14 protein-coding genes are annotated in these 19977 nt (G+C 62.8%); 4 read left to right on the plus strand and 10 right to left on the minus strand.

Going from position 1 to position 19977, the window contains the following annotated elements; genetic code table 11:
• Nucleotides 1-139 precede the first annotated feature (139 nt).
• Nucleotides 140-1252, plus strand: a complete 1113-nt coding sequence (locus HPY44_08165; protein NSW55972.1) for a hypothetical protein — start codon at nucleotides 140-142, stop codon at nucleotides 1250-1252.
• A 17-nt stretch (nucleotides 1253-1269) separates the two neighbouring features.
• Complete coding sequence (locus HPY44_08170; GenBank protein NSW55973.1) at nucleotides 1270-1533, plus strand: hypothetical protein; 264 nt, start codon at nucleotides 1270-1272, stop codon at nucleotides 1531-1533.
• 155 nt (nucleotides 1534-1688) lie between these two features.
• Here the strand turns inward: HPY44_08170 and HPY44_08175 are convergent, their stop codons facing one another.
• The 4 genes from HPY44_08175 to HPY44_08190 all read right to left on the minus strand — a co-directional run bounded on the left by HPY44_08175 (nucleotide 1689) and on the right by HPY44_08190 (nucleotide 7216).
• Complete coding sequence (locus HPY44_08175) at nucleotides 1689-3803, minus strand: glycosyltransferase family 39 protein (protein ID NSW55974.1); 2115 nt, start codon at nucleotides 3801-3803, stop codon at nucleotides 1689-1691.
• A gap of 1 nt (nucleotide 3804) precedes the next feature.
• A complete protein-coding gene (gene holA, locus HPY44_08180; protein ID NSW55975.1) occupies nucleotides 3805-4884 on the minus strand; it encodes a DNA polymerase III subunit delta in 1080 nt (359 codons plus the stop codon).
• Between the two features lie 88 nt (nucleotides 4885-4972).
• Nucleotides 4973-6025, minus strand: a complete 1053-nt coding sequence (locus tag HPY44_08185) for a Gfo/Idh/MocA family oxidoreductase (GenBank protein NSW55976.1) — start codon at nucleotides 6023-6025, stop codon at nucleotides 4973-4975.
• Nucleotides 6026-6127: 102 nt separating this feature from the next.
• Nucleotides 6128-7216, minus strand: coding sequence for a hypothetical protein (locus HPY44_08190; protein ID NSW55977.1), 1089 nt, complete (start codon nucleotides 7214-7216; stop codon nucleotides 6128-6130).
• A 154-nt stretch (nucleotides 7217-7370) separates the two neighbouring features.
• On the opposite strand from HPY44_08190, the gene HPY44_08195 reads away from it, so the two are divergent.
• Nucleotides 7371-8456, plus strand: a complete 1086-nt coding sequence (locus HPY44_08195; protein NSW55978.1) for an isocitrate/isopropylmalate dehydrogenase family protein — start codon at nucleotides 7371-7373, stop codon at nucleotides 8454-8456.
• A gap of 129 nt (nucleotides 8457-8585) precedes the next feature.
• On the opposite strand, the gene pckA is transcribed toward HPY44_08195, so the two are convergent.
• The 3 genes from pckA to HPY44_08210 form a co-directional block, all read right to left on the minus strand.
• Complete coding sequence (gene pckA / locus HPY44_08200) at nucleotides 8586-10190, minus strand: phosphoenolpyruvate carboxykinase (ATP) (GenBank protein ID NSW55979.1); 1605 nt, start codon at nucleotides 10188-10190, stop codon at nucleotides 8586-8588.
• Between the two features lie 96 nt (nucleotides 10191-10286).
• A complete protein-coding gene (locus tag HPY44_08205) occupies nucleotides 10287-12089 on the minus strand; it encodes a phosphoenolpyruvate carboxykinase (GTP) (GenBank protein ID NSW55980.1) in 1803 nt (600 codons plus the stop codon).
• Between the two features lie 85 nt (nucleotides 12090-12174).
• Nucleotides 12175-13527 carry a hypothetical protein gene (locus HPY44_08210; protein ID NSW55981.1) on the minus strand — a complete coding sequence of 451 codons (1353 nt, stop codon included), beginning with the start codon at nucleotides 13525-13527 and terminating at the stop codon, nucleotides 12175-12177.
• A 95-nt stretch (nucleotides 13528-13622) separates the two neighbouring features.
• Here HPY44_08210 and HPY44_08215 point away from each other — a divergent pair, with 95 nt between their 5' ends.
• Nucleotides 13623-16493 carry a DUF4091 domain-containing protein gene (locus tag HPY44_08215; GenBank protein ID NSW55982.1) on the plus strand — a complete coding sequence of 957 codons (2871 nt, stop codon included), beginning with the start codon at nucleotides 13623-13625 and terminating at the stop codon, nucleotides 16491-16493.
• A 5-nt stretch (nucleotides 16494-16498) separates the two neighbouring features.
• Here the strand turns inward: HPY44_08215 and HPY44_08220 are convergent, their stop codons facing one another.
• The 3 genes from HPY44_08220 to HPY44_08230 are packed head-to-tail and all read right to left on the minus strand — an operon-like array spanning nucleotide 16499 to nucleotide 19880.
• On the minus strand, nucleotides 16499-17329 hold the full coding sequence (locus HPY44_08220) for a sugar phosphate isomerase/epimerase (protein NSW55983.1): 831 nt from the start codon (nucleotides 17327-17329) through the stop codon (nucleotides 16499-16501).
• Complete coding sequence (locus HPY44_08225) at nucleotides 17326-18600, minus strand: hypothetical protein (protein ID NSW55984.1); 1275 nt, start codon at nucleotides 18598-18600, stop codon at nucleotides 17326-17328. Before HPY44_08225 ends, HPY44_08220 begins: the two co-directional genes overlap by 4 nt.
• 2 nt (nucleotides 18601-18602) lie before the next feature.
• The gene (locus HPY44_08230; protein NSW55985.1) at nucleotides 18603-19880 is read right to left on the minus strand and encodes a DegT/DnrJ/EryC1/StrS family aminotransferase; all 1278 of its coding nucleotides are present in this window, start codon (nucleotides 19878-19880) and stop codon (nucleotides 18603-18605) included.
• Between the last annotated feature and the right edge of the window lie 97 nt (nucleotides 19881-19977).

Genomic DNA, 19977 nt, shown 5'->3' on the forward strand with positions numbered 1-19977 from the left:
TGGTAGCAGCCTGAAAGCAGGCGGGCAAGCTTCCGGCCGTCAGGCAGCCCGCTTGCGAAGCGCCTGGAACTGTGGGTATCATTCCAACGTCCTTGTAAACGCGGGGCATCGTTTGCGTGTTCCGCAGGAGGCTGGGCCCGTGAAAAGCCTGGTAGTGGCAGTCACGCTGGCACTAAGCGCCCCGATTTTCGCACAGATCGACGGGATGGTCGTCATTCCCTTGAAATGGATGGACGCCACAACACTCGCCGCGATGCTCGGCGGGGAGGCGCCCACGCAGGAGCAGCTCACCAGTAGCCGCCAGGAGTGGGTGAACCACTTCGCGCGCACCCTGGTTCGCGGTCTGCCGGAAGAGATCGACTCCATCGAGCCCCGCTGGCAATATGGGGCCACCGCATTCGTATCGGCGTCGGAGCAGGTCCGCCAGGGACAGCAGCAAGGGGTGTCCGCTTTGCTGCCTGCCGGCCTGTACGGTCCACCGGTGGCCTTGGCCGACCAGAACGCAATCCTCGCGCGAGGCACCCCTGCGGCCATCGACCAGTTGCGCGAAATCATCCACCTGCTCGATGTGAAGCCGCGAATGGTCAACATCGAAGCGCGCCTTGTGGATGCTCCCGCTTCGCGCACTGACGAGTGGGGCATCGACTTCGGCCGGCGCTTCGCGGACATGGTGATCAGCACCAGCGGGAACCTGCCCGGCGGCGGCCTTCAGGTGGTACAGCGTGACAGGGATGGCTGGACGGCCGCGGGAGTTGACCGTCGCGAGACCACCGGACAGGCCGTGACCGGCGCGTCAATCACCGCAACCAACAACATCCCGGCTATCATTACCATGGGCCGGATGCTGCCGTACTTCACGTCCGAAGTCACCTACGACGAGGCCGGCCGCCGGTTTGTACAGACGCGCGTGGACGCCATCTTCATCGGCACCGAACTTTTCGTCCAGCCGCGTATCAACAATAACGACACCGTGACCATGCTGATCCGGCCCACCTTCATCGAAGGCGCAGGGAGCATCATTGGGCCCAACGGAGTAGCGGTCCCGATAACCCAGACCGTGGGCACGGAGACATTGGTCACCGTCCCTGACGGCGCCACGCTACAGATTGCAGGATTCGAGCGCGGACTCGACGAATACAACACTCGATTCAGCGGCGCGCTGAAGATGATCAACGCCCGGGTTGAATCTCATCCCGCGCTGTTCGTAACGCCGCGCATCATACACGACCTCGAGGAGCCAGGCGATCGGTAACTAAGGGAGGAAATCGAATGGCAAATGCATGCGGCTGGATCGTTGCACTGAGAGTCGACTCGCGGGTCGACAATGCGGTGAAGGTGCAAGATATCCTCACCAAGCACGGCTGCAAGATCAAGGTGCGCCTTGGACTGCACGAGACATCGCAGGACTACTGCGCCAACTACGGGCTGATCGTGCTGCACTGCTGCGGGTCTGAGGAGGAGGTCGGCGAGATCGTCAATGACCTCAACGCAGTGGACGGAGTGCGTGCAAAGTCTATGAGCATGGACATATAAGAGGACAGAGCCGGGGTTTCAGTTCACTCGCGGGGCACCGGTCTGTGTGGCTGAGACGGTGCCCTGCGGAGCCGATTGTCGGTGGCCACCGGGGGAACGGCCTTTGCGTTCGCGCTGAGACGAACTCGGCGGCTTTACCGAATGCCTGCAACCCCTCATTGGATCTCCAGGATCAGGTATGGCTCCGGAACCCGGTCCGGTGCGGCGGTCCTGGCGAGTCCATCTTTCCACGCCTCATGTAGAAGGCTCACCGGAGGCCCGGCCTCAGGCCCCCAGACGCCCAGCTGTGCAAGGTTCAGCAGGACATGGGTGATTCCGCGGCTGCGCAGGTGGTCGATGAGCGTTTGTGCGGTGGTCAGTCGATCATATGGAATCAGCCGGTGATGTCCGGCGTCGCCCCAAAGGTAGTCGCAGTCGATGTAGTACCCTCGTGGTTCTCCGTACAGAATCGCCCTCTTCCCTTCGGGCACAAGTTCACTGAGCACCCGCGACGCCTGGTACGGTTGACACATTGCCCGCAGGTAGGCATCCTCGGGAAACAGCCCGAGAGTGACGGAGAGCGCCGGCGCGGCGATGTAGGCGGCCATCCCCACGGCCACCGCCAGCCAGAGGGTGGGCACCGCGCGCAAGATCGCGGGGCGCAGGTTCGCCCAGGCGGCCCCGATCACCGGAGCCAGCAAAGCCACCGTCGGCAGCGCGTAACGCGAAAGCTGCATCGACCACACCCACCACAGCCACAAGGGGAGTACCATCCACAGGATCACGGCCCCGGTTCGGCGCGTTTCGGGCGGGGGCGACTTCGCCAGCGCCAGAAGGAACCACGCGCCCAGACCCAGGAGGTACAGTGGGCCGATCCAGTACTGCAGAAAGGTGGGCAATGCCGCGCGGCTGCCCTGACGCCGGTGGACCTCGAAAGGCACCGGGTTGACGGTGAGATTTAGCGGCGCCAGCAGCATATTGAGCGGCGCGCGCGGACCCAGAAACCGGCGTTTGGACGGGCTGAGTTTGAAGTACTCCTTCGATGGCGGCAGGCTCCCCACGCCGAACTCGCGCTGGTGGTACTCATACGCCTTTGCTTCATCAGGCCCCCAGTACTTCCCCCCGAAGACACTATAGGCGAAAGGGTACACGGGATTGCCGGTGAGCACCCAGGTCTTGATGTACCACGGCGAGGCGATTGTGCCGGCGAGCAACCCGAACAGGAGCACAGGTCTGAGTGCCCGTCCGGGGCCATCCGCGCCGCGCAAGGCCAAAATGGTCACGGCGATGAGCACTATCCCGAACTGCGGGATGCCCTGCATTTTTGTAGCCATCATCAGCCCGCAGAGCACCCCGGCCAGGACGAGTGTCCGGGTCTCGCGACTGCTCCGCCAGTCCAGGAAGGCACTCAGAGCCAGCAAGCCGAGCGCGGTGGTGCTCAGGTCTACGTATCCGACCTGCATCAGCCAGCCCACGAGCGGCGTTCCGGCGAAGGTGAGAGCCGCAAAGGGGCCTGACTCGCGGCCCAGGTGACGCCGGGCGATGAGCCACGCCGACCCGAGAGCGACGCACCCGAAGGCCCAGTGGAACAGTTTCGCGAGGCCCGGGCCCTGGAACAGCATGCCCAGGCTAAACAGCAACTGGGGCACCGCCGGGAAGTGGGAATGGTGGTCATACCAAAGCGGCGCGTAGTGCCCCGTGCGGGCGTATATCTTCGCCTGGGCCAGGTGTTCGGCAAGACCGTCCCAGTCGTTGTCCGCAGGCGGGGCCAGCGCGGCAAGGAACGTGACCAGGAGCCAGACCACCAAAAGCCACGGAATGCCCGAGCTCGGATTCACCAGTGCAAGTCCCGCGATAGACGCCAACGCAATGGCTGCGATCCACAGCACCGAGCTGCCGCCAACCCCTGTAATGAGCAGGGAGAGGGGCAAGACAACTGCCATGCAGGCAAGCACCGCAAGCAGCACAATCTGCCGTCCCGGTGAGGCTAAGGTGTTCGTCGCAGTGCGGACGGTGCCTCTGACGAGCTCAGCGAGGACGCGCGCTCTTCCGAGACCCATTAGAGCGGAAAAGAGAAGGATGAGCACCGCGGAGAGCACATTTAGCTTCCCGAAGATGCCCGCCAGCGCCAGCAGATAGGCGATGAGACCGAACCCGAGAGCAAGGGAGTACAGCAGGCCGCCACGAGTGCTTGCTTCGCGCGGGAACATCCACGCGAGCAGGCGGTTTCCGGCGAGACATGCGGCGGAGGAGATCGCTGCGAAAAGCAGGGGCGCGGTCAGGAGGGTCATACTACAGCCTGCAGAGGGAAATGATCAGAGTCTCCAGAGCCAGCCGGTCATCCATGCGCTGCGCGCCCTGCCCTTTGAGAGCAAGGTCGGTCTCGTGAACCTTCACGAAGGCGCGGACCAGCTGCACGTCGCTGAAATTTCGGGCCTGCTGCTGGTACTTTGCAATCAGGAATCGCCGGCCTTTGGTGGCCTCGAAGAAGTTGTGTTCCGAAGGCAGCCGGTCGGCCCACCGCTCGACGGCATCCCCAGGCCGCTCCAGGTTCACGCCGGCCGCCCCGAGAACCCGTGCCTGCCACACGAGCCGCAGTTGTCGAGCGATCATCGCCAGGATCGGCATTGCCGCTCCCTGCGCGCCGCTGGCTGGGAGGAGGTCGGGGAGAGTGGTGAGCGCAGTCTGCGCGTCCCGCCTTCCGATAGCATCAACGAGGTCGAAAACCGTGTTCTCGCGCTCGCCCACCACGATGTTCTGCACGTCTGCCAGGCTGATCCGCGCCTGGCCCGGTCCCACGTAGGTAATCAATTTGTCAATCTCGCCGAGGATCAGTTCGAGACTGCTGCCGACAGTCTCCACGAGGGCTTTCGCAGCCGGCGGCTCGATCGACTTGCCTCTTGCCGCGACCTCATCGGCGACCCACGCGGGAAGCTCGCGGTCGGCAGGAGCGCCGGCCTCGATGATCTGACCGGCTGCCTCGATGGCTTTGCGCAGATCGGCCGCAACAGGGGGGCCTTTGCGGGAATACTCGGTGCTGGACTGGGCGTCCAGAACGAGAATGGTGTCCGGCGGGATGCTGCCTACGCCTTGCGCCAGGGATTTCTGGGCCGCGTTGGTGAGCTTGTCCAGGTCGCGAACCACGATAACCCGGGTATCTGCCATGAGCGAGCCGGATCCCAGAATGCTGACAATGCCCTCCGGGCCCGCATCCGGCGCGGAAACCGCTACCAGGCCCCACTCACGCTCAGCCTCCGGCAGGTTGGCAGCCACAATCTGGTCGACGACCCGCTGGCGCAGACTGGAAGCGGTGCCATACACGAGTGTGAGGGGGCACGTGGGATTGAAACGCGTGGCATCCTGGTTGGGCACGTGAGGGACTCCCGTAGGGTGGGACAGACTCAGCCAGAAACTAGAATGCTCTGAGGTTGCAGAAGGTTCCTTGACCGACCATCGCGGCTCAAAACCCCGGGATCTCTCGGAGCCGCACTTCGCGTCCTTCCCGCGCCGAGAGATAAGCGGCTTTCAGCACCCGCAGCACTCTCGCCCCGTCTCGTGCTGTGATGGGCGACTCTGACCCCTCGTCCAGGGCGCGGATGAACGCGGAGATCATGGCTGGAATTGCCTCGGGCGCGAAACTCAGGTTGCGCGCACCGCCATTGTGCAGCGTGACCTGCTCTGCCGCGGAATAGCAGCTGATCGTTCCCGCCGTCCCGGTCACGTCGGCTCGGAAATAGCTTTCCGGTGGGGACTGGGTGGTTGTCCGGCCCGTGGTCATGTGCCCCACAGCGCCGCTTTCGAACCGCAGGCTCAATGAGCCCATGTCCTCTAGACCCGCGTACTGGTAGTCTGGATAGAACGCACTGCCCATGGAGGCGTAGACGGATTCCACTTCGGAGCCCGTTATCCAATGCAGGTAGTCGAGGGCGTAGTATCCGAAATTGGTGACCTCCCCGCCGCCCACGCTCTCCAAGTACCCCGGGCTTGCGATGAAACCCTCCAACGGCCCGCCACCCTGGATGAAGGTGAAGTTCGCGACCAGGATGTCGCCTACGGCGCCGCTGACAACGTGTTCGCGCATGGTCCGCAGAGTGGGGGAGAAGCGGGTGCCCAGCGTGACCAGCATCCGCACTCCGGCATCGTCGACGGCTCGCACAATGCGCCGCGCCCCGTCCATGTCCAGGCAGATCGGCTTGTCCCGAACGATATGCTTGCCTGCTGCACAGCAAGCCTCCACCAGTTCAGGCGCGGCGGAGGGCTCGCACATAAGGCTGATGATCTGCACGTCGTCGCGGGCCAGGAGATCACGGTAGTCGGCATAGTACACAGCATCGTGCTCCCGGGCATACTGGGTCGCCTGGACCTTCGGATCCTTGCCCTCCAGCATGGCATCGGAAATTCCCGGGTACTGGCTGACCGCCCTCAGACGGCATGAAGGATGAGCCTTCAATGCAAGCTCGTACGAGTGTTGCCCGCGCACACCGACGCCGATCACGCCAATTCCGTAGTTCATGACGTCCTCGCGCACAAAATGAGGTTTGACGGGGCACGCGGCGCGCCGTCCCAGGGCACTGGCTCTCACCGAGCAGGCCGCACCTTCAGGCTCGCATCCAGCCTACCATCGGTGCTCGACCAGCCATCTGCGCAGGAACCGCAGACCGGTCTCCACCCGGATCTCATGACCGCCCTCGTGCAGATCCAGCTCAATGCGTTCGGCGATGCCCAATCTCGCATAGTGATTGCGGGCGTGGGCGAACTCCTCCTGGACGAAGGGCCACCAGGCGATGCCGTCGGCTTTACCTGTCTGCGACATGAAGGCCCGGGGGCAGATGAGGGAAACGAGGTCGCTGTCAGTGAACTCCCGCAACCACCCCGGAATCCAGATGTGTTCTTCCTGCACCGACAGGAAGCAGCTGTAGCGCGGGTCGTCAAAGACCATCTTCCGGACGCGGTGATTGAACCAGGCGCAGCATACACCGGCCTTGATGCGCATTTCCAGGGGCATCGTGAAGAGGGTGTAGGCGCCGCCAAGGCTGATGCCCCACATGCCGACACGCTCGGCGTCCACCTCTTCGCGGGTCGCTGCGTAGTCCAGCAGGCGTCTGATTTTCGCGATCTCCAGGCCCCAGAGGGTCTTGCCAAGGAGGCTGGCAAGTCGCGTCTGGCGGGCTCTCGGGGGGCCTTCCGTGATATTGCACGGCGCGAGGACCGCGAAACCCGCCTCGACAACGCGTCGTCCGTATTCGTGGTACAGCATCGCGTCATCCAGGAACCCGAAAACGCGCTCGGGTGAACTTCCGATACCATGCTGGCAGATAACCAGAGGGACCGGTCCTTCGGCGTTCTTCGGCAGAACCAGGGTGCCGCGTCCGCGCAGACCGGGGTACAGGTCGATGGTGACCCAGTAGCCGATCATACTATCATCTTCCAGCCACGGCTCCACCAGCGGGTTCATATCCTCGACACACTCGCCGTAATCACCCACGGCTTCCAGCCACCGCCGCCGGTTGCCGTCCACCGATTGCAGAAACGCCGCTTCGGATGAGTAGTCACGATCCCAGTGAGCAGCTTGCCGGTCGGCGTAGTGTTCATGCAGGATACGGAAAAAGTCTTCAGTCTCCTTGCGCATCAGGCTCTGGCGGTCATTCTGAGCGCGCTCGATGAGTCCGCGCGGAGCCTCGAAAGCATTGTCGTAATAGGTCACTGTCTGCCTCCAGTGCTGGTCTGGTGACGACTGCACAGATACACACTTCTTCGTCCATTTGGCGGAATCCTTGCAGATTCCCGTGTCCCTTGGTACTATGCGGTTCTCCGAAGTCTGAGCCGGCTGAAGCCGGTCCGCGAAGGGTGGTTCGCTCATGTATAAGGTTACTCTCATCCCCGGCGACGGTACTGGGCCTGAGGTTAGCGCGGCTATGAAGCAGTGCGTTGAGGCCACGGGCGTCGCGATCGAGTGGGAAGTCGTGCATGCGGGGGTTGATGTGCTGGAGGAAAAGGGCACGCCCCTGCCCGACGATGTGATCGAGTCGATCCGGCGCACGAAAGTCGCTATCAAAGGCCCGGTCACCACTCCAGTCGCGGGGGGATTCCGCAGCGTCAACGTGGCCCTGCGCAAGAAGTTGGATCTGTACGCCTGCCTGCGCCCGTGCCGATACTACGAGGGCGTCCGTTCTCGCTACCCGGAGACCGACCTGGTCGTGGTACGCGAGAACACTGAGGACCTCTACGCCGGCATCGAGTTCGAGATGGGCTCTCTCGAAGCTGCGAAGATGATCGACACCATCGCGGACATCGAAGGAGTGCGCCTTCGCGAGGACTCCGGCATCAGCATCAAGCCCATCTCCGTCTTTGCCACAGAGCGCATCGTGCGGTTTGCCTTCGACTATGCCATCAAGAACAACCGTCGCAAGGTGACGGCCGTCCACAAGGCAAACATTATGAAGTTCTCGGACGGGCTTTTCCTGAATGTGGCGCGGCGCGTTGCCGAAGAGGAATACGCAGACAGCGGCATCGAATTCGAAGATCGCATCGTGGACAACATGTGCATGCAGCTGGTTCAAAAGCCGGATCTGTACGACGTGCTGGTGCTGCCTAACCTCTACGGGGACATCATCAGCGACCTTGCATCCGGGCTCGTGGGCGGTCTCGGGGTTGCTCCGGGCGCCAACATAGGAGCGGACTGCGCGGTGTTCGAGCCCACCCATGGCAGCGCGCCCAAGTACGCCGGCCAGAACAAGGTCAATCCCGTCGCCACGATTCTGTCCGGGGTTATGATGCTGAGGTATCTTGGGGAAACGGAAGCCGCCCAGCGTCTCGAGGACGCGGTTGCGGCGGTCCTCAAAGAAGGGAAGTCCGTCACCTACGACCTCAAGCCCGACCGTGACGACCCCACTGCAGTCGGCACCAGCGACATGGCCGATGCGATCTGCGCCGCCATGGCGTAAATCGGCGCCGCGTTGCATGGTGTGCGATGCCCCGCATCGTGTAGTACCTCGACAGACCGGCGCACGCCAAACGCCCGGCTGGGTTTTCCGGCCGGGCGTTCTTGTGTGCGTAGCTTGCCGACTGGTTAGCTATCCCGGCGGGGCCGCTGCGATCACTTCGGGCGAGACGCCGCTTTCGAAACTGGAGAAGTTCTTGCGGAACGCAGCGCAGAGCTTCCGCGCGGCTTCGTCGTACCCCGTTGGATCGCCCCAGGTGTTCTTGGGGTCGAGAAGCCGGGTCTCCACATCCGGGCAGTGTGTCGGGACGTCGAAGCCGAAGAACGGATCCTGGCGCATCGGCACGTCGTCGAGGTCTCCGTTGATGGCGGCGTTGAGGATCGTGCGCGTCAGCCCGATGTTGATCCGGTGGCCGACGCCATACGGGCCGCCTGTCCAGCCTGTGTTCACCAGCCAGACATTGACCTTGTGTTTGCGGATGCGCTCCCCTAGCATATTCGCGTAGACGCCTGGGTGCAGAGCCATGAATGGCGAGCCGAAACAGGCGCTGAAAGCGGGCTTGGGCTCGTTTATGCCGACAACAGTGCCCGCGACCTTCGCGGTATAGCCCGACAGGAAGTGGTACATGGCCTGATCAGGGTTCAGGCGAGCTACGGGCGGCATGACGCCGAATGCATCGCAGGTCAGAAAGACGATATTCCTGGGATGCCCGGCCACACCCCCGCGGACGATGTTGTCCAGGTGGGTCAACGGGTATGCCGCCCGGGTGTTCTCGGTGAAGGAGTCATCGTCGAGGTCAACCCGCCGTGTCTCGAAATCCACCATCACGTTTTCCATGATGGTGCCGAACTTCCGGGTGCACTCGTAGATCTGCGGCTCGGCCTCGCGCGACAGGTGAATAACCTTGGCGTAGCAACCGCCCTCGAAGTTGAAGATCCCATTCTCGCTCCAGCCGTGTTCGTCGTCGCCGATGAGAGCACGGCGTGGATCGGCCGAGAGGGTTGTCTTCCCTGTGCCAGACAGACCGAAGAAGAGCGCCACGTCGCCCTGGTTCCCCACGTTCGCGGAGCAGTGCATCGACAGCACTTCGCTCTGCGGCAGCAGGTAGTTCATGATCGTGAAAACCGACTTCTTGATCTCGCCCCCGTAACGAGTGGCGCCGATGAGAACAGTGCGCTCCTTGAAGTTCACGATGATGAATGTCTCTGACGCAACGCCGTAGTCTTCGGGGGGCTGGGCGTGCAGGCCGGGGAGGGAGATGATCCGGAACTGTGGCACGTGGTTGAGCAGTTCCTCGCGGTCCTTGATCTGAATGAACATGTTCCGGGCGAACAGGCTCTGCCACGCGTCCTCAGTAATGACCCGAATCGGAAGGCGGTACTGGGGGTCGGCGCCGACGTAGCAGTCCTGTACGAAAAGGTCTCGGCCCTGGATGTATGACAACATATGGTTGTACAGCTTCTGGTAATGCTCCTCGGAGATGGGCCGGTTGACCTCTCCGTCCCAGTTGATCTTGTCCCCGCTGACTTCTTCTTGCACGATGAACTTGTCGTTAGGCGACCTTCCTGTGGTGTGGCCGGTGCGCACAACGATGGGACCAAGGTGGGCGAGCAGACCCTCGCGGCGGCGGATGACCTGCTCATAGAGCTGGGCTGTGGGTAGAGTCCAGTAGACCCTGCCGACATTCCTTATTCCGTGGTGCTCAAGACCGTGTACTGGGCGCTGTGTATCGGGCATGTGGCACTCTCCTTGTCGGGTGGGTCGCAGTGGGTCCGCGAGAGCAATGCCCGACGCAGACCCCCCGGCACGACGTCGTAGGAGCGGGGTTACAGGCTAACTCCCGCGCAGTCTCTGTTCCAGATTCTCCAGTTGCCGGGTGAGTTCCTTCGGAAGCTTCGCGCCGAACTGTGCGTAGTGTTCGCGGATCAGATTCACCTCGTGCAGCCAGCCCTCAATGTCCACTGACAGCAACTCCAACATATCCTCTTCCGAGACGCTCTCGGGACGCTCAATCGCCTCGAGAGTGGGCAGGATGCCGATGGGTGTTTCGATGCCCTCGGCGCGTCCTGCACAGCGGTCGAAGATCCACGCAAGGACACGGCTGTTTTCACCGTAACCAGGCCACAGCCAGCGGCCGTCATCGCCCTTCCGGAACCAGTTCACGAAAAAGATCGCGGGCAATTTGCTGCGGTCATGGGTCGCGCCGAGGTTCAGCCAGTGCTGGAAGTAGTCGCCCATGTGGTACCCGCAGAAGGGGAGCATCGCCATGGGGTCGCGCCGGATGGTTCCGGCCTGCAGGTCGAGAGCGGCGGCGGTCACTTCCGAGCCGACGACCGACCCCAGGAAGACGCCGTGATTCCAGTCGAATGCCTCATATGCCAGCGGGACAGTGCTTGGACGCCGGCCTCCAAACACAATGGCGCTGATCGGCACCCCTTCAGGGTTCTCCCACTCCGGGGCGATCACGGGGCATTGCGCGGCGGGGACGGTGAAACGAGCGTTCGGGTGGGCTGCGGTGCTTTCCATGCCGGGGTGCCACGGGTTGCCCTTCCAGTCGATCAGCCGGGGCGGCGGCGCGCCGTCAATGCCCTCCCACCAGACGTCGCCCTCTTCGGTCAGGGCCACGTTGGTGTAGATGGTGTTTCGGGCGATGGTCCTCATGGCGTTGGGATTGGAGTCCATGGAAGTACCCGGGGCGACCCCGAAGAAGCCGGCTTCAGGGCTGATCGCGTAGAGCTGACCATCCTGACCGAACTTCATCCAGGCAATGTCGTCGCCGACGGTCTCCACTTTCCAGCCGGGCAGCGTGGGGACGACCATCGCGAGGTTCGTCTTGCCGCAGGCGCTGGGGAATGCCGCAGCGAAGTACTTGCTCTCGCCCTCTGGGTTGGTGAGCTTGAGGATGAGCATGTGCTCAGCGAGCCAGCCTTCGTCCCGGGCGATCACCGATGCGATGCGCAAGGCCAGGGTTTTCTTGCCCAAGAGTGCATTGCCGCCGTAGCCAGACCCGTAACTCCAGATCAGTCGTTCCTCAGGGAAATGCGAGATGTATTTCTTCTCCATGGGCGCGCACGGCCACGCAACGTCCAGTTCACCTTCGGCGAGAGGCTTGCCTACGGAATGCAGGGACGGGATGAACTCCCCGTCGTCGCCAAGAACTTCCAGGACCGCCCCGCCCACGCGGGTCATGATGTGCATGTTGACCACGACGTACGGGCTGTCTGTCAGTTCCACGCCGATCTTTGCGATGTCCGACCCCACCGGCCCCATGCTGAAAGGGATCACGTACATCGTGCGTCCCTTCATGCAGCCGTCATACAGCCGCCGCATGATGTCCTTGAGCTCAGTCGGGTCAACCCAATTGTTCGTGGGGCCGGCAGCCTCTTCGGTGAGTGAGCCGATGAATGTGCGGTTCTCCACTCGCGCTACGTCGCTGGGGTCTGACCGGAACAGGACTGAGTTTGGGCGCAGTTCAGGGTTGAGGGGTATCGCCGCGCCCGACTCTATCATCATCGCCATCAAGCGGTCGTATTCCTCACGGGAACCATCGCACCATACGATCCGATCCGGCTTGGTCATCGCAGCGACTTCTTCGACCCAGGCAATCAGCCTGGCGTGACGGGTAGGAGCCGACATCGCCCATCTCCTTAGCATTCAGGTTCTGCGGGATCCCCCCGCCAAGTCACCGCAGCCTCATCCTGCGAAGCCGGGACCGGTCGGCTCAGTCATAGCCCAGCCCTGACGCGCCTATGGTCTCCGTAGACACGTTCCCGTTGATGACACTGAACAGCGGCTGGTGGCGGCTGCGGAAATCCGGCTCCGACCATGGGATGAATTGCCGCGAGTTATACTCGACACCCATCAGCGTGTCGATTCGGGCAGCGAAGCCCACCGAGTGCAGTAGAGAGCGACCGGGGTTCGTCAAGTCTTGAACGGTCAGCACCATGCCTGCTTCCAGGGCCTTGGCGACGTATAATAACGAGGATGAATGACCTTTGCAAGTCTTGATGCCAACACCAGACCACCCGAGCTCCCGGGCAAGGTCCACTTTGCTGACGTCGGTGACCCCCTCGTCCACGACCACAGGCTTGATGGAGGCCACTTCAGACATGTCGAAATGGTGCACCGCTAAATCTCGCTCGGTAGGCTGCTCCAGGTACAGAAGACTATCGAAGGCAAGCGGTGAGGCGCTCCTGAGTTTGTCGAGATACTCCAGGACGGTGGCAGGGCTCTCGTTCATCTCATTTGAGTCAGTGGACAGCGAGAAGCTTCCGTTCATGCCCAATTGCTTGTAAGTGGCCTGGATAACATCGGCGACTTCCTTCGTCCGCGCCACGTCCCAGTCGATGTCCGTGCCCCTCAACTTGACCTTGAAACAGCGAAGCCCGTCACGTGCGATCCACTGATCGAGACTCACGGGCACCCCATCATCCGGGTCATCGTCGGTAATCTCGGCTGCCGTCAGCTTGTCCATTCCGCCGACCAGGTGGAACACCGGAAGTTGGGGTTTGTACGCGTTCAGGATATACTCACTGATATAGCGCCCGGCGAAGTCAGGGCCGCACCAGCGCGATAGATCGTACTCCATGAACTCCGGCCCGTAGGCATCGTAGCAGCACACACCGTTGGCTCTGCCGAAAGCATCGTGGATCGCCGCGTCCGCCGGGCTTGAGCAGACGAGAGAGGCCAGAGCCGGCACGGGTTCGCCGAGTTCCAGGTCAGCGCCCACCGCCTCGCCGATCTGCAGGAGCCCGGGCTTTGCCTCCATGTACAAGTCTACGGGATGGCCGAAGTGGGAATCGGTAACCAACAAGTCACAGAAGCGAATGGCAATTTCGCGCATGGCCTGATCACGGACTTCGTGAGGCAAGACTGCACTGGGGAACGCCCATATGTCGCTCAGGAGGATATTGCCGTAGCCGTCGGCAATCTTACCTGAACGGGTCTCCACCCGCGCACGTACGGTAAGCGACGTAATTGCCCGGATGACCCCGGTTCCGAATTTGAGGGGTACCCGGAACTGCTCATCAGTGAAAACCGGCTCAAGCTCGAGAACGCGTATATCAGACTGCACTCGAATCACTCACTTCTGACCACACGGGCCAACGGCGTGTTTTGTTTGGTCCGGTGCGCGGCGACCGACCGCCGGTCTCGTCCGGCAAGACCTACATGATACCACAATTCCGTCGCTATACTCCGCTGAATACCGCCTGGGCCGCCGTGCTCCTGGTGGCGCTATGCCTGACTGCAGCAGCCGACGACCCGGCCGTCGATTTGCTGCCCGTGGCTGTCTGTCCTACCGTGGACTGGCCTCCGTTGCTGGATGGCGACCTGAACGAGACCGCCTGGGACGCCGCGGGCTACGTCGGTCCGTTGACAAAGGTCGGCACGTATGACTTGCCCGCTGAAGCCACCGCTTGTCAGGTTATGCTGGCAGACAACCGGCTGTGGCTGGGCATAACCTGCTTTGAAGGGCGCATGTCCTGCGTCGCGGCGAACGCGGAAGGGCGCGACCACCCGCGCGCCTGGACCGACGACTGCGTGCACGTTTTCATCGCCACTGGTAATCCAGCTGTTGAGTACTATCACCTGGTGGTCACTGTCGGCAATTCGGTACTCGACGAACGCGTCTATGATGCGGGGCAGGAGCGCGATGTCCGCTGGAACGCGGACATCGAGACCGCCGTGCAACGCCTGAGTGATCGCTGGACGTGCGAGATCTCCGTCGCCCTGCCGCCGGCCGAAAGTGCGGGGAGGCCCTGGCGCTTCAATCTCGCGCGAACCGAGACGCCCTCCAGTGAGTGGACCAGCTGGGGACCGCTGAACGCCAGCCTCCACGAGTTCCAGCACTTTGGCCGGTTGGTTCCAGCCGGCAGCCCCGTGATCCGCACGGCCGACATCGGCAGACCCTTCCTTGGCCGCAATGACTTCCGGGTCGCCGTTACCTCTGCTAGCCCTGGACAGCACGCGGATGTCGAGGTAATACGAGACGGCCGGGCGCACACGAAAGCGCGGGTCCCTCTTCGGTCAGGCTCCGCGGCGGCGATGAGTTACGAGATCCGCGATGAAGGGCGGGCGGCGGTCAGGCTCGCGGTCCGGGATGCCGCTGACGGGAGCCTGCGGTTCGCTACCCCGCCCGTGTGGTTCGAGGTGCGTCCTGTGCGGGAGCTGGTGGAACGAGCCGTGACCACGCTGGACAACATAGCCCAGACCGTGCGCACCGCCGCCAACGACCTTCTCAGGCGTGAGATCCTGCGCGAGGTGCGATCCACCAGGCGCGACGCCTCGGCGATAATGGACGATGCGGAAGCGCTGATCGACGCCGGCACCGTCTCGCCGACCGCATGGAACGCGCTGCATGAGAGGGCCGTGGGGCTGGGACCGCGCCTTCGGATTGCCCAGTACAAGAGCCGGCTGGCGGCGCAGGGAAATGGGCGGTTGCCAGGCTTTGCGTTGGGGGTCGAACACGCACTGCGCAAGCTGAGGCCTGACGACGCGTCTTATCGCATCGCGCAGAACCTCGCCCTGTCCGGCGGGCGACGAGAGCGCACATCCGGCCAGGTGGTCATCGTCTCCCTGGGACAGACCATCGACGGTCTGAAGGTCGACTGGACTGACCTGATCGGACCGAAGGGAGCCCGGATCGGTCGGGATGCAGTTCACGTAAGCCGCGTCGGGTATGTGAAGACACGGCCTCCGGTATATGAAGTGGAGTATGTCGGCGAATGGCCTGACCCGCTTCTGCCGGTCGAGCCATTGTCCGTCTCTGCCGGGCGCATCCAGCCACTGTGGGTGACGGTGAGTATCCCGCCCGATGCACGTCCAGGGCAGTATTCGGGGGAGATCACCGTCACCACTGAGAAGGAACCCGCGCAAAGAGTCGCCCTGCAGGTCGATGTGTGGGACCTGGAACTGCCCCTGCATGGCCGGTTCCAGACCGGTTTCGGCAATGCTTACTATGGAGACCTGGTACAGTGGTACGGCCTGCCGCGCACCCCGCCGGAAGATTTCCGAAAGCAGTTCTACCAGCTTCTCCTGAACAATCGCGTCAACCCTGCAGGGCTGTATATCCCGGAGACCTGGCCCCTCCCGGAAGACTTTGACTGGTGCTATGAACGGGGGATGAACGCCCTTTGCCTCGGGAATCTAGACACCGCAAGCCCGGACCGCCTGCGGGAGATAGCCCGCCTGGCCCTGTGGCTGCAGGGCAAGCAAAGACTGGGGATGGGCTACGTGTACGGGTTCGGGCTTGATTCCCCCGAAGACCTGGAGCGGGCGCGCTGGGCACTGGAGCAGTTGAAGGATCTGGCGCCGGGCTTACGGCGAGCAGCGCCGGTGAAGCCCACATCGGAACTCTTCGGGCTCGCGAACATCTGGGGGACGCTGACCTCGGAGTTCAGCAGCTTCGCCGCAGGCAAGCGCATGCGCCTGGGAGATGAAGTGTGGTGGTACGTCTGCTGCGGTCCGCGGCATCCATATGGGAACTTCTTCATCGACTATCCGGCCATCGATGCGCGCGCTCTCTTCTGGGCTGCCTACCGCTACCGGGTAACGGGCTTCTTCTACTATGAAGTCGCTATGTGGGCCTCGAACATGCTGACCATGGACACGGGGGGAAGCTCCCTGGTGCTGCACGACGACCCGGACGCCCTCGCTGCCCTCCGGAACGGTAAGCGTTGGCCCGAGGTGCCCTGGAACACTTACACCTTCAGCCGGTACAACGGCGACGGGCAGCTCATTTACCCCGGTCCGGGTCAGAAACTATTGCCGAGCCTGCGTCTCGAGGTCATACGCGACGGGATCGAGGACTACGAGCTCCTCGCGCTGCTGGACGATCTGGCCGCCCAGCTCAAGGCCCATCGCCAGGGGGGGCGGTATCAGTATCTTGTCGATGAGGCGCGGGTACTCACCAGTGTGCGGGAGACCGTGCTGCGCGACCTGACTGACTTCACACAGGACCCCCTGGTGCTGTTGGCAGAGCGGGAGGCGCTGGCCAGGCAGGCCCAGCGCCTCCAGAGGGTTCTGCGCGAGTTGGGTTGAGTCGTCTACGCCGCTTCTTCCATCACCCGCGCGATCAGGTCCTTCAACGGCGGCACGCCCTTGCGCATGGCCTCCTCGGGAGAATAGACGTTGCCCTCGTACTCGAAATCGATGAAACCGGCGTAGCCTTTGGAGGCCATGGCGCGCACCACTGGCTCCGGGTCCACAAGGCCTTCTCCGATGAGCGCAGGACGGTACAGGCGGCCATCCAGACCGGGCCGGCCATCCTCTGCAAGCTCCCAGTCCTTGAAATGCGCGTGGATGATGTTTTCCCAGGAGTTGAGGTAACCGTCCGCCGGGTTCTCCCCGCCCATGAGTACGTTTCCACTGTCCAGCGTGACCTTGAGGCCCGGAACTTGGGCGATAGCGGCGTTGACGTCAGCCGAAACCGCGAAAGGGCTGTCGGCGCCAGGGAAATGCTCCACAGTGACTGCGAGCCCAAGGGCGGCACCCATGGGAACGATCTGTTTGAGGTTCCCGATCGCCACCTCCCGCGCCGTATCCCGGGGTACGCCGGGAATGCCGGACACCACCACCATCACTTTGTCCACCCCAAGTTCCGCAGCGGCATCGAGCCCTTCACGTACCGCGTCCATGCCCTTCGCTTGCGCTTCCGGGTCCGGGTCCTGGATGCGCGCGCTGAAGGTGTAGCAAGCGCTCACGAGGCCGTAGTCGGCAGTGATCTTCCGAACTTCAGACGGGGAATGCCCGTATGTGGTGACCCAATCCACACCCTCGAGCCCAAGCTCATTTGCAAGTCGGCATAACACGGCAATATCCGGGTTCTTGCCCCAGTCTCCGCGGGCAAGGGTGTATGACATCATAGCGATCTTCACTGTTCAGAACCCTCCTGCCTGATGAGTTCGATTGCGGCGTCAGCCAGCATGTCTCCCGTCTCCGGGGCCATGCGCGAACTGCCCGCGAATGTGGTCTCGTATCCGCCGCGGTCGAATGCCTGGCGATGAGGGACATATCCCACCATTCCGTTGGCCCAGGCGACCACAACCGCCTTGCGCGGGTAACTCTCTTCCTTGATCCGCAGGCCCAACTGCACGAAATACTCTGCCGGAATGCTCACGAAAGTGAACTCGTCCATCGAGAGCGCCTGCACCTCCGCGGGCTGGGTCTTGCGGCTTTCGATACGACCGAGAAGCGCGGGCATGTGGCGGTCATAGATCTGCGGGTCGACGAATCTCTGTGCGCCGGGAGCCGTGCCCCTGACCTCATCCTCCGTCGCGTTACGGTAGGGGAGCTGGACCGTTGTCCGCCTGCCTGAGATTCGGCAACTGGCGCGCCACTGTCCCGTCGCGACCGCCTGCAGCACATCCTCCGCAAGCTTCCGCCCGGCCTGGTCCATGTCCAACGAGGCTGATGGGTCCACCGGGTTCGAGGTGTGGACATTCCCGCCCGCACCGTTCAGAAACATCGCCACCGGTATCCCCTGCTGCTTCAGCGTGGCTGCCATCACTCCCGGCCATCCCGCCGAGAAGTACTCGTCGCCCCCATGGTGAGTGGGGTGGCAGGCGTAGTTCACCAGACAACCCAGCATCTGACCTGCCGTGTCGCGGGCTGCGAGGACCAGCACTTCCGGGTCGATGGGCCCCTCGAAACAAAGGGCATCGGGATTGGCGAAGCTTCCGTGCGTGCAGACCGTCCCATCGCGCATGATCAGGCGGCGGTTGTGGCCGATTTCGAAGTCCACAGTCCGTCCGAAGCAGATCTCGGCTTCAACGGCGGAATCAAGCGCTCGCCCGAATGCCTCCACCATGCTGCCCGTCAGGAACGCCAGGTATTTCTCATCGCGTCGCACATCCCCACAGTTGGCCACTGCCGGGCCGCCGTGAGTGTGGGTCGCCGACACCATTATCCGCTCGCCGGGAAACCCGACTTGATCCGTGATGCGCCGACGCACTTCCTCAACCGTGCTCCATCGCACCGAAAGCGTGTCCAGCTGGATGAAGCCGATGTGTTGCCCTTCGCATTCGAACACCGCCGCGCGGGCGAAGAGCCGATCCGCAACCGCAGTCGGGATGATCTCTTTCAGCCAACCGATCTTGGCCGTCCCCAGCGGTGGCGTGATGTCGACCTCGGCGAACCCGGCGCGCATGGCTACTTCGCCTCCGGAACCTGTTCGAGCTGGTCCAGGTTCGCCATGACCTTGCGGATTCCCGCAGCCATGTATTTCACGGCCTCCGGGCCGTTTGGCGGCCGCAGCGGGTAAGTGATTCCCGTGTGGGTGTCGCAGTGCTTTTGAGCCACCGGGTAGTTATGGGGTGCGTAGTCCACCGCTTCAGCGTTCGGGCAGTCCCACGGGCAGCCGTGACCGTAGCCGTTCTTGGCCTGGAAGACCGTCATGGCCGGGAGAATGAAGCGCTGCCACAGGCCGGTCTGCACCCCCTCCGCGTTCATCGCGGCCACGATCTTGTCGCGGAATACCGGGGCGTCCTCCGAGTGCCCGAGGGCCTCCAGATCGAACCGCAAGGTGTAGTTGTACCAGTTGTGGTCGCAGTGCGCGGGAGCGGTGGGCAGGATCAGTCCCGGCACGCCCTGGAGCTCTTCTGTGAACAGCTTGGCATGCGCGGCGATGCTTGCCAGGTTCGCGTCAAGCTTCTTCAATTGGGCGCGCCCGAAGGCGGCGGTGAGATCGTTGTTGCGGTACATCCAGCCCATGGCATACACGTGGTAGTCGCGGCTTTCGGCAGGGGAACGGGTCTCCCCGAATGACCATAGCGACTGGGCCTTAGCCAGCATCTCATCGTCATCCGTGACGAACGCCCCGCCTTCGCCGGAACACAGGAGCTTGTTCTGGTTGAAGCTGAAGGCCGCGCAGTGGCCGATGGTGCCGACCTTGCGCCCCTTGTACCTCGCCCCGTGCGCCTGGCAGGCGTCCTCAATCACCTTGAGCCCGTGGCGGTTGGCAATGTCCATAATGGGGTCCATCTCGGCGCTCAGGCCGTGCAGGTGCACCACGATGATCGCCCGGGTCTTCGGAGTGATGGCGGCCTCGATTTTCGCCGGATCGATGTTCATGGTATCGTAGTCGATGTCCACGAACACCGGGATGCTATTGTGCTGCAAGACGCAGGTGACCGAACTGGACCACGAGTAGGCAGGGACGATCACCTCGTCTCCGCAGCCGCAGTCACAGGCCACCAGGCCCATGTGAAGAGCGGCGGTTCCGGAGTTCGTGGTGAGGCAGTGGCGGTTGCCATTCCACTGGGCGAACTCCTCCTGCAGGGCTTGGCAGTTGGGGCCGAAAGCATGGTTCGCCTGATCGAGGGAAGCCAGGATCATTTCGCGGTCGAGTTCGTCGACCGGCGGCCACGATTTGAGGAAACCCGCGGGAATCGCGGGTGCGCCGCCATTGATAGCGAGCAGTTCGGACATAGGTGCACCTCCGTCAGTAGTCTGGCGGTGTTCGCGCAATGCAAGCGGGGGACCTCCCTGTCCTTGAACAGCCCGGGAGGTACCAGAGTCAAAGATG

Source organism: Armatimonadota bacterium (assembly GCA_013314775.1).
GTDB lineage: Bacteria > Armatimonadota > Zipacnadia > Zipacnadales > JABUFB01 > JABUFB01.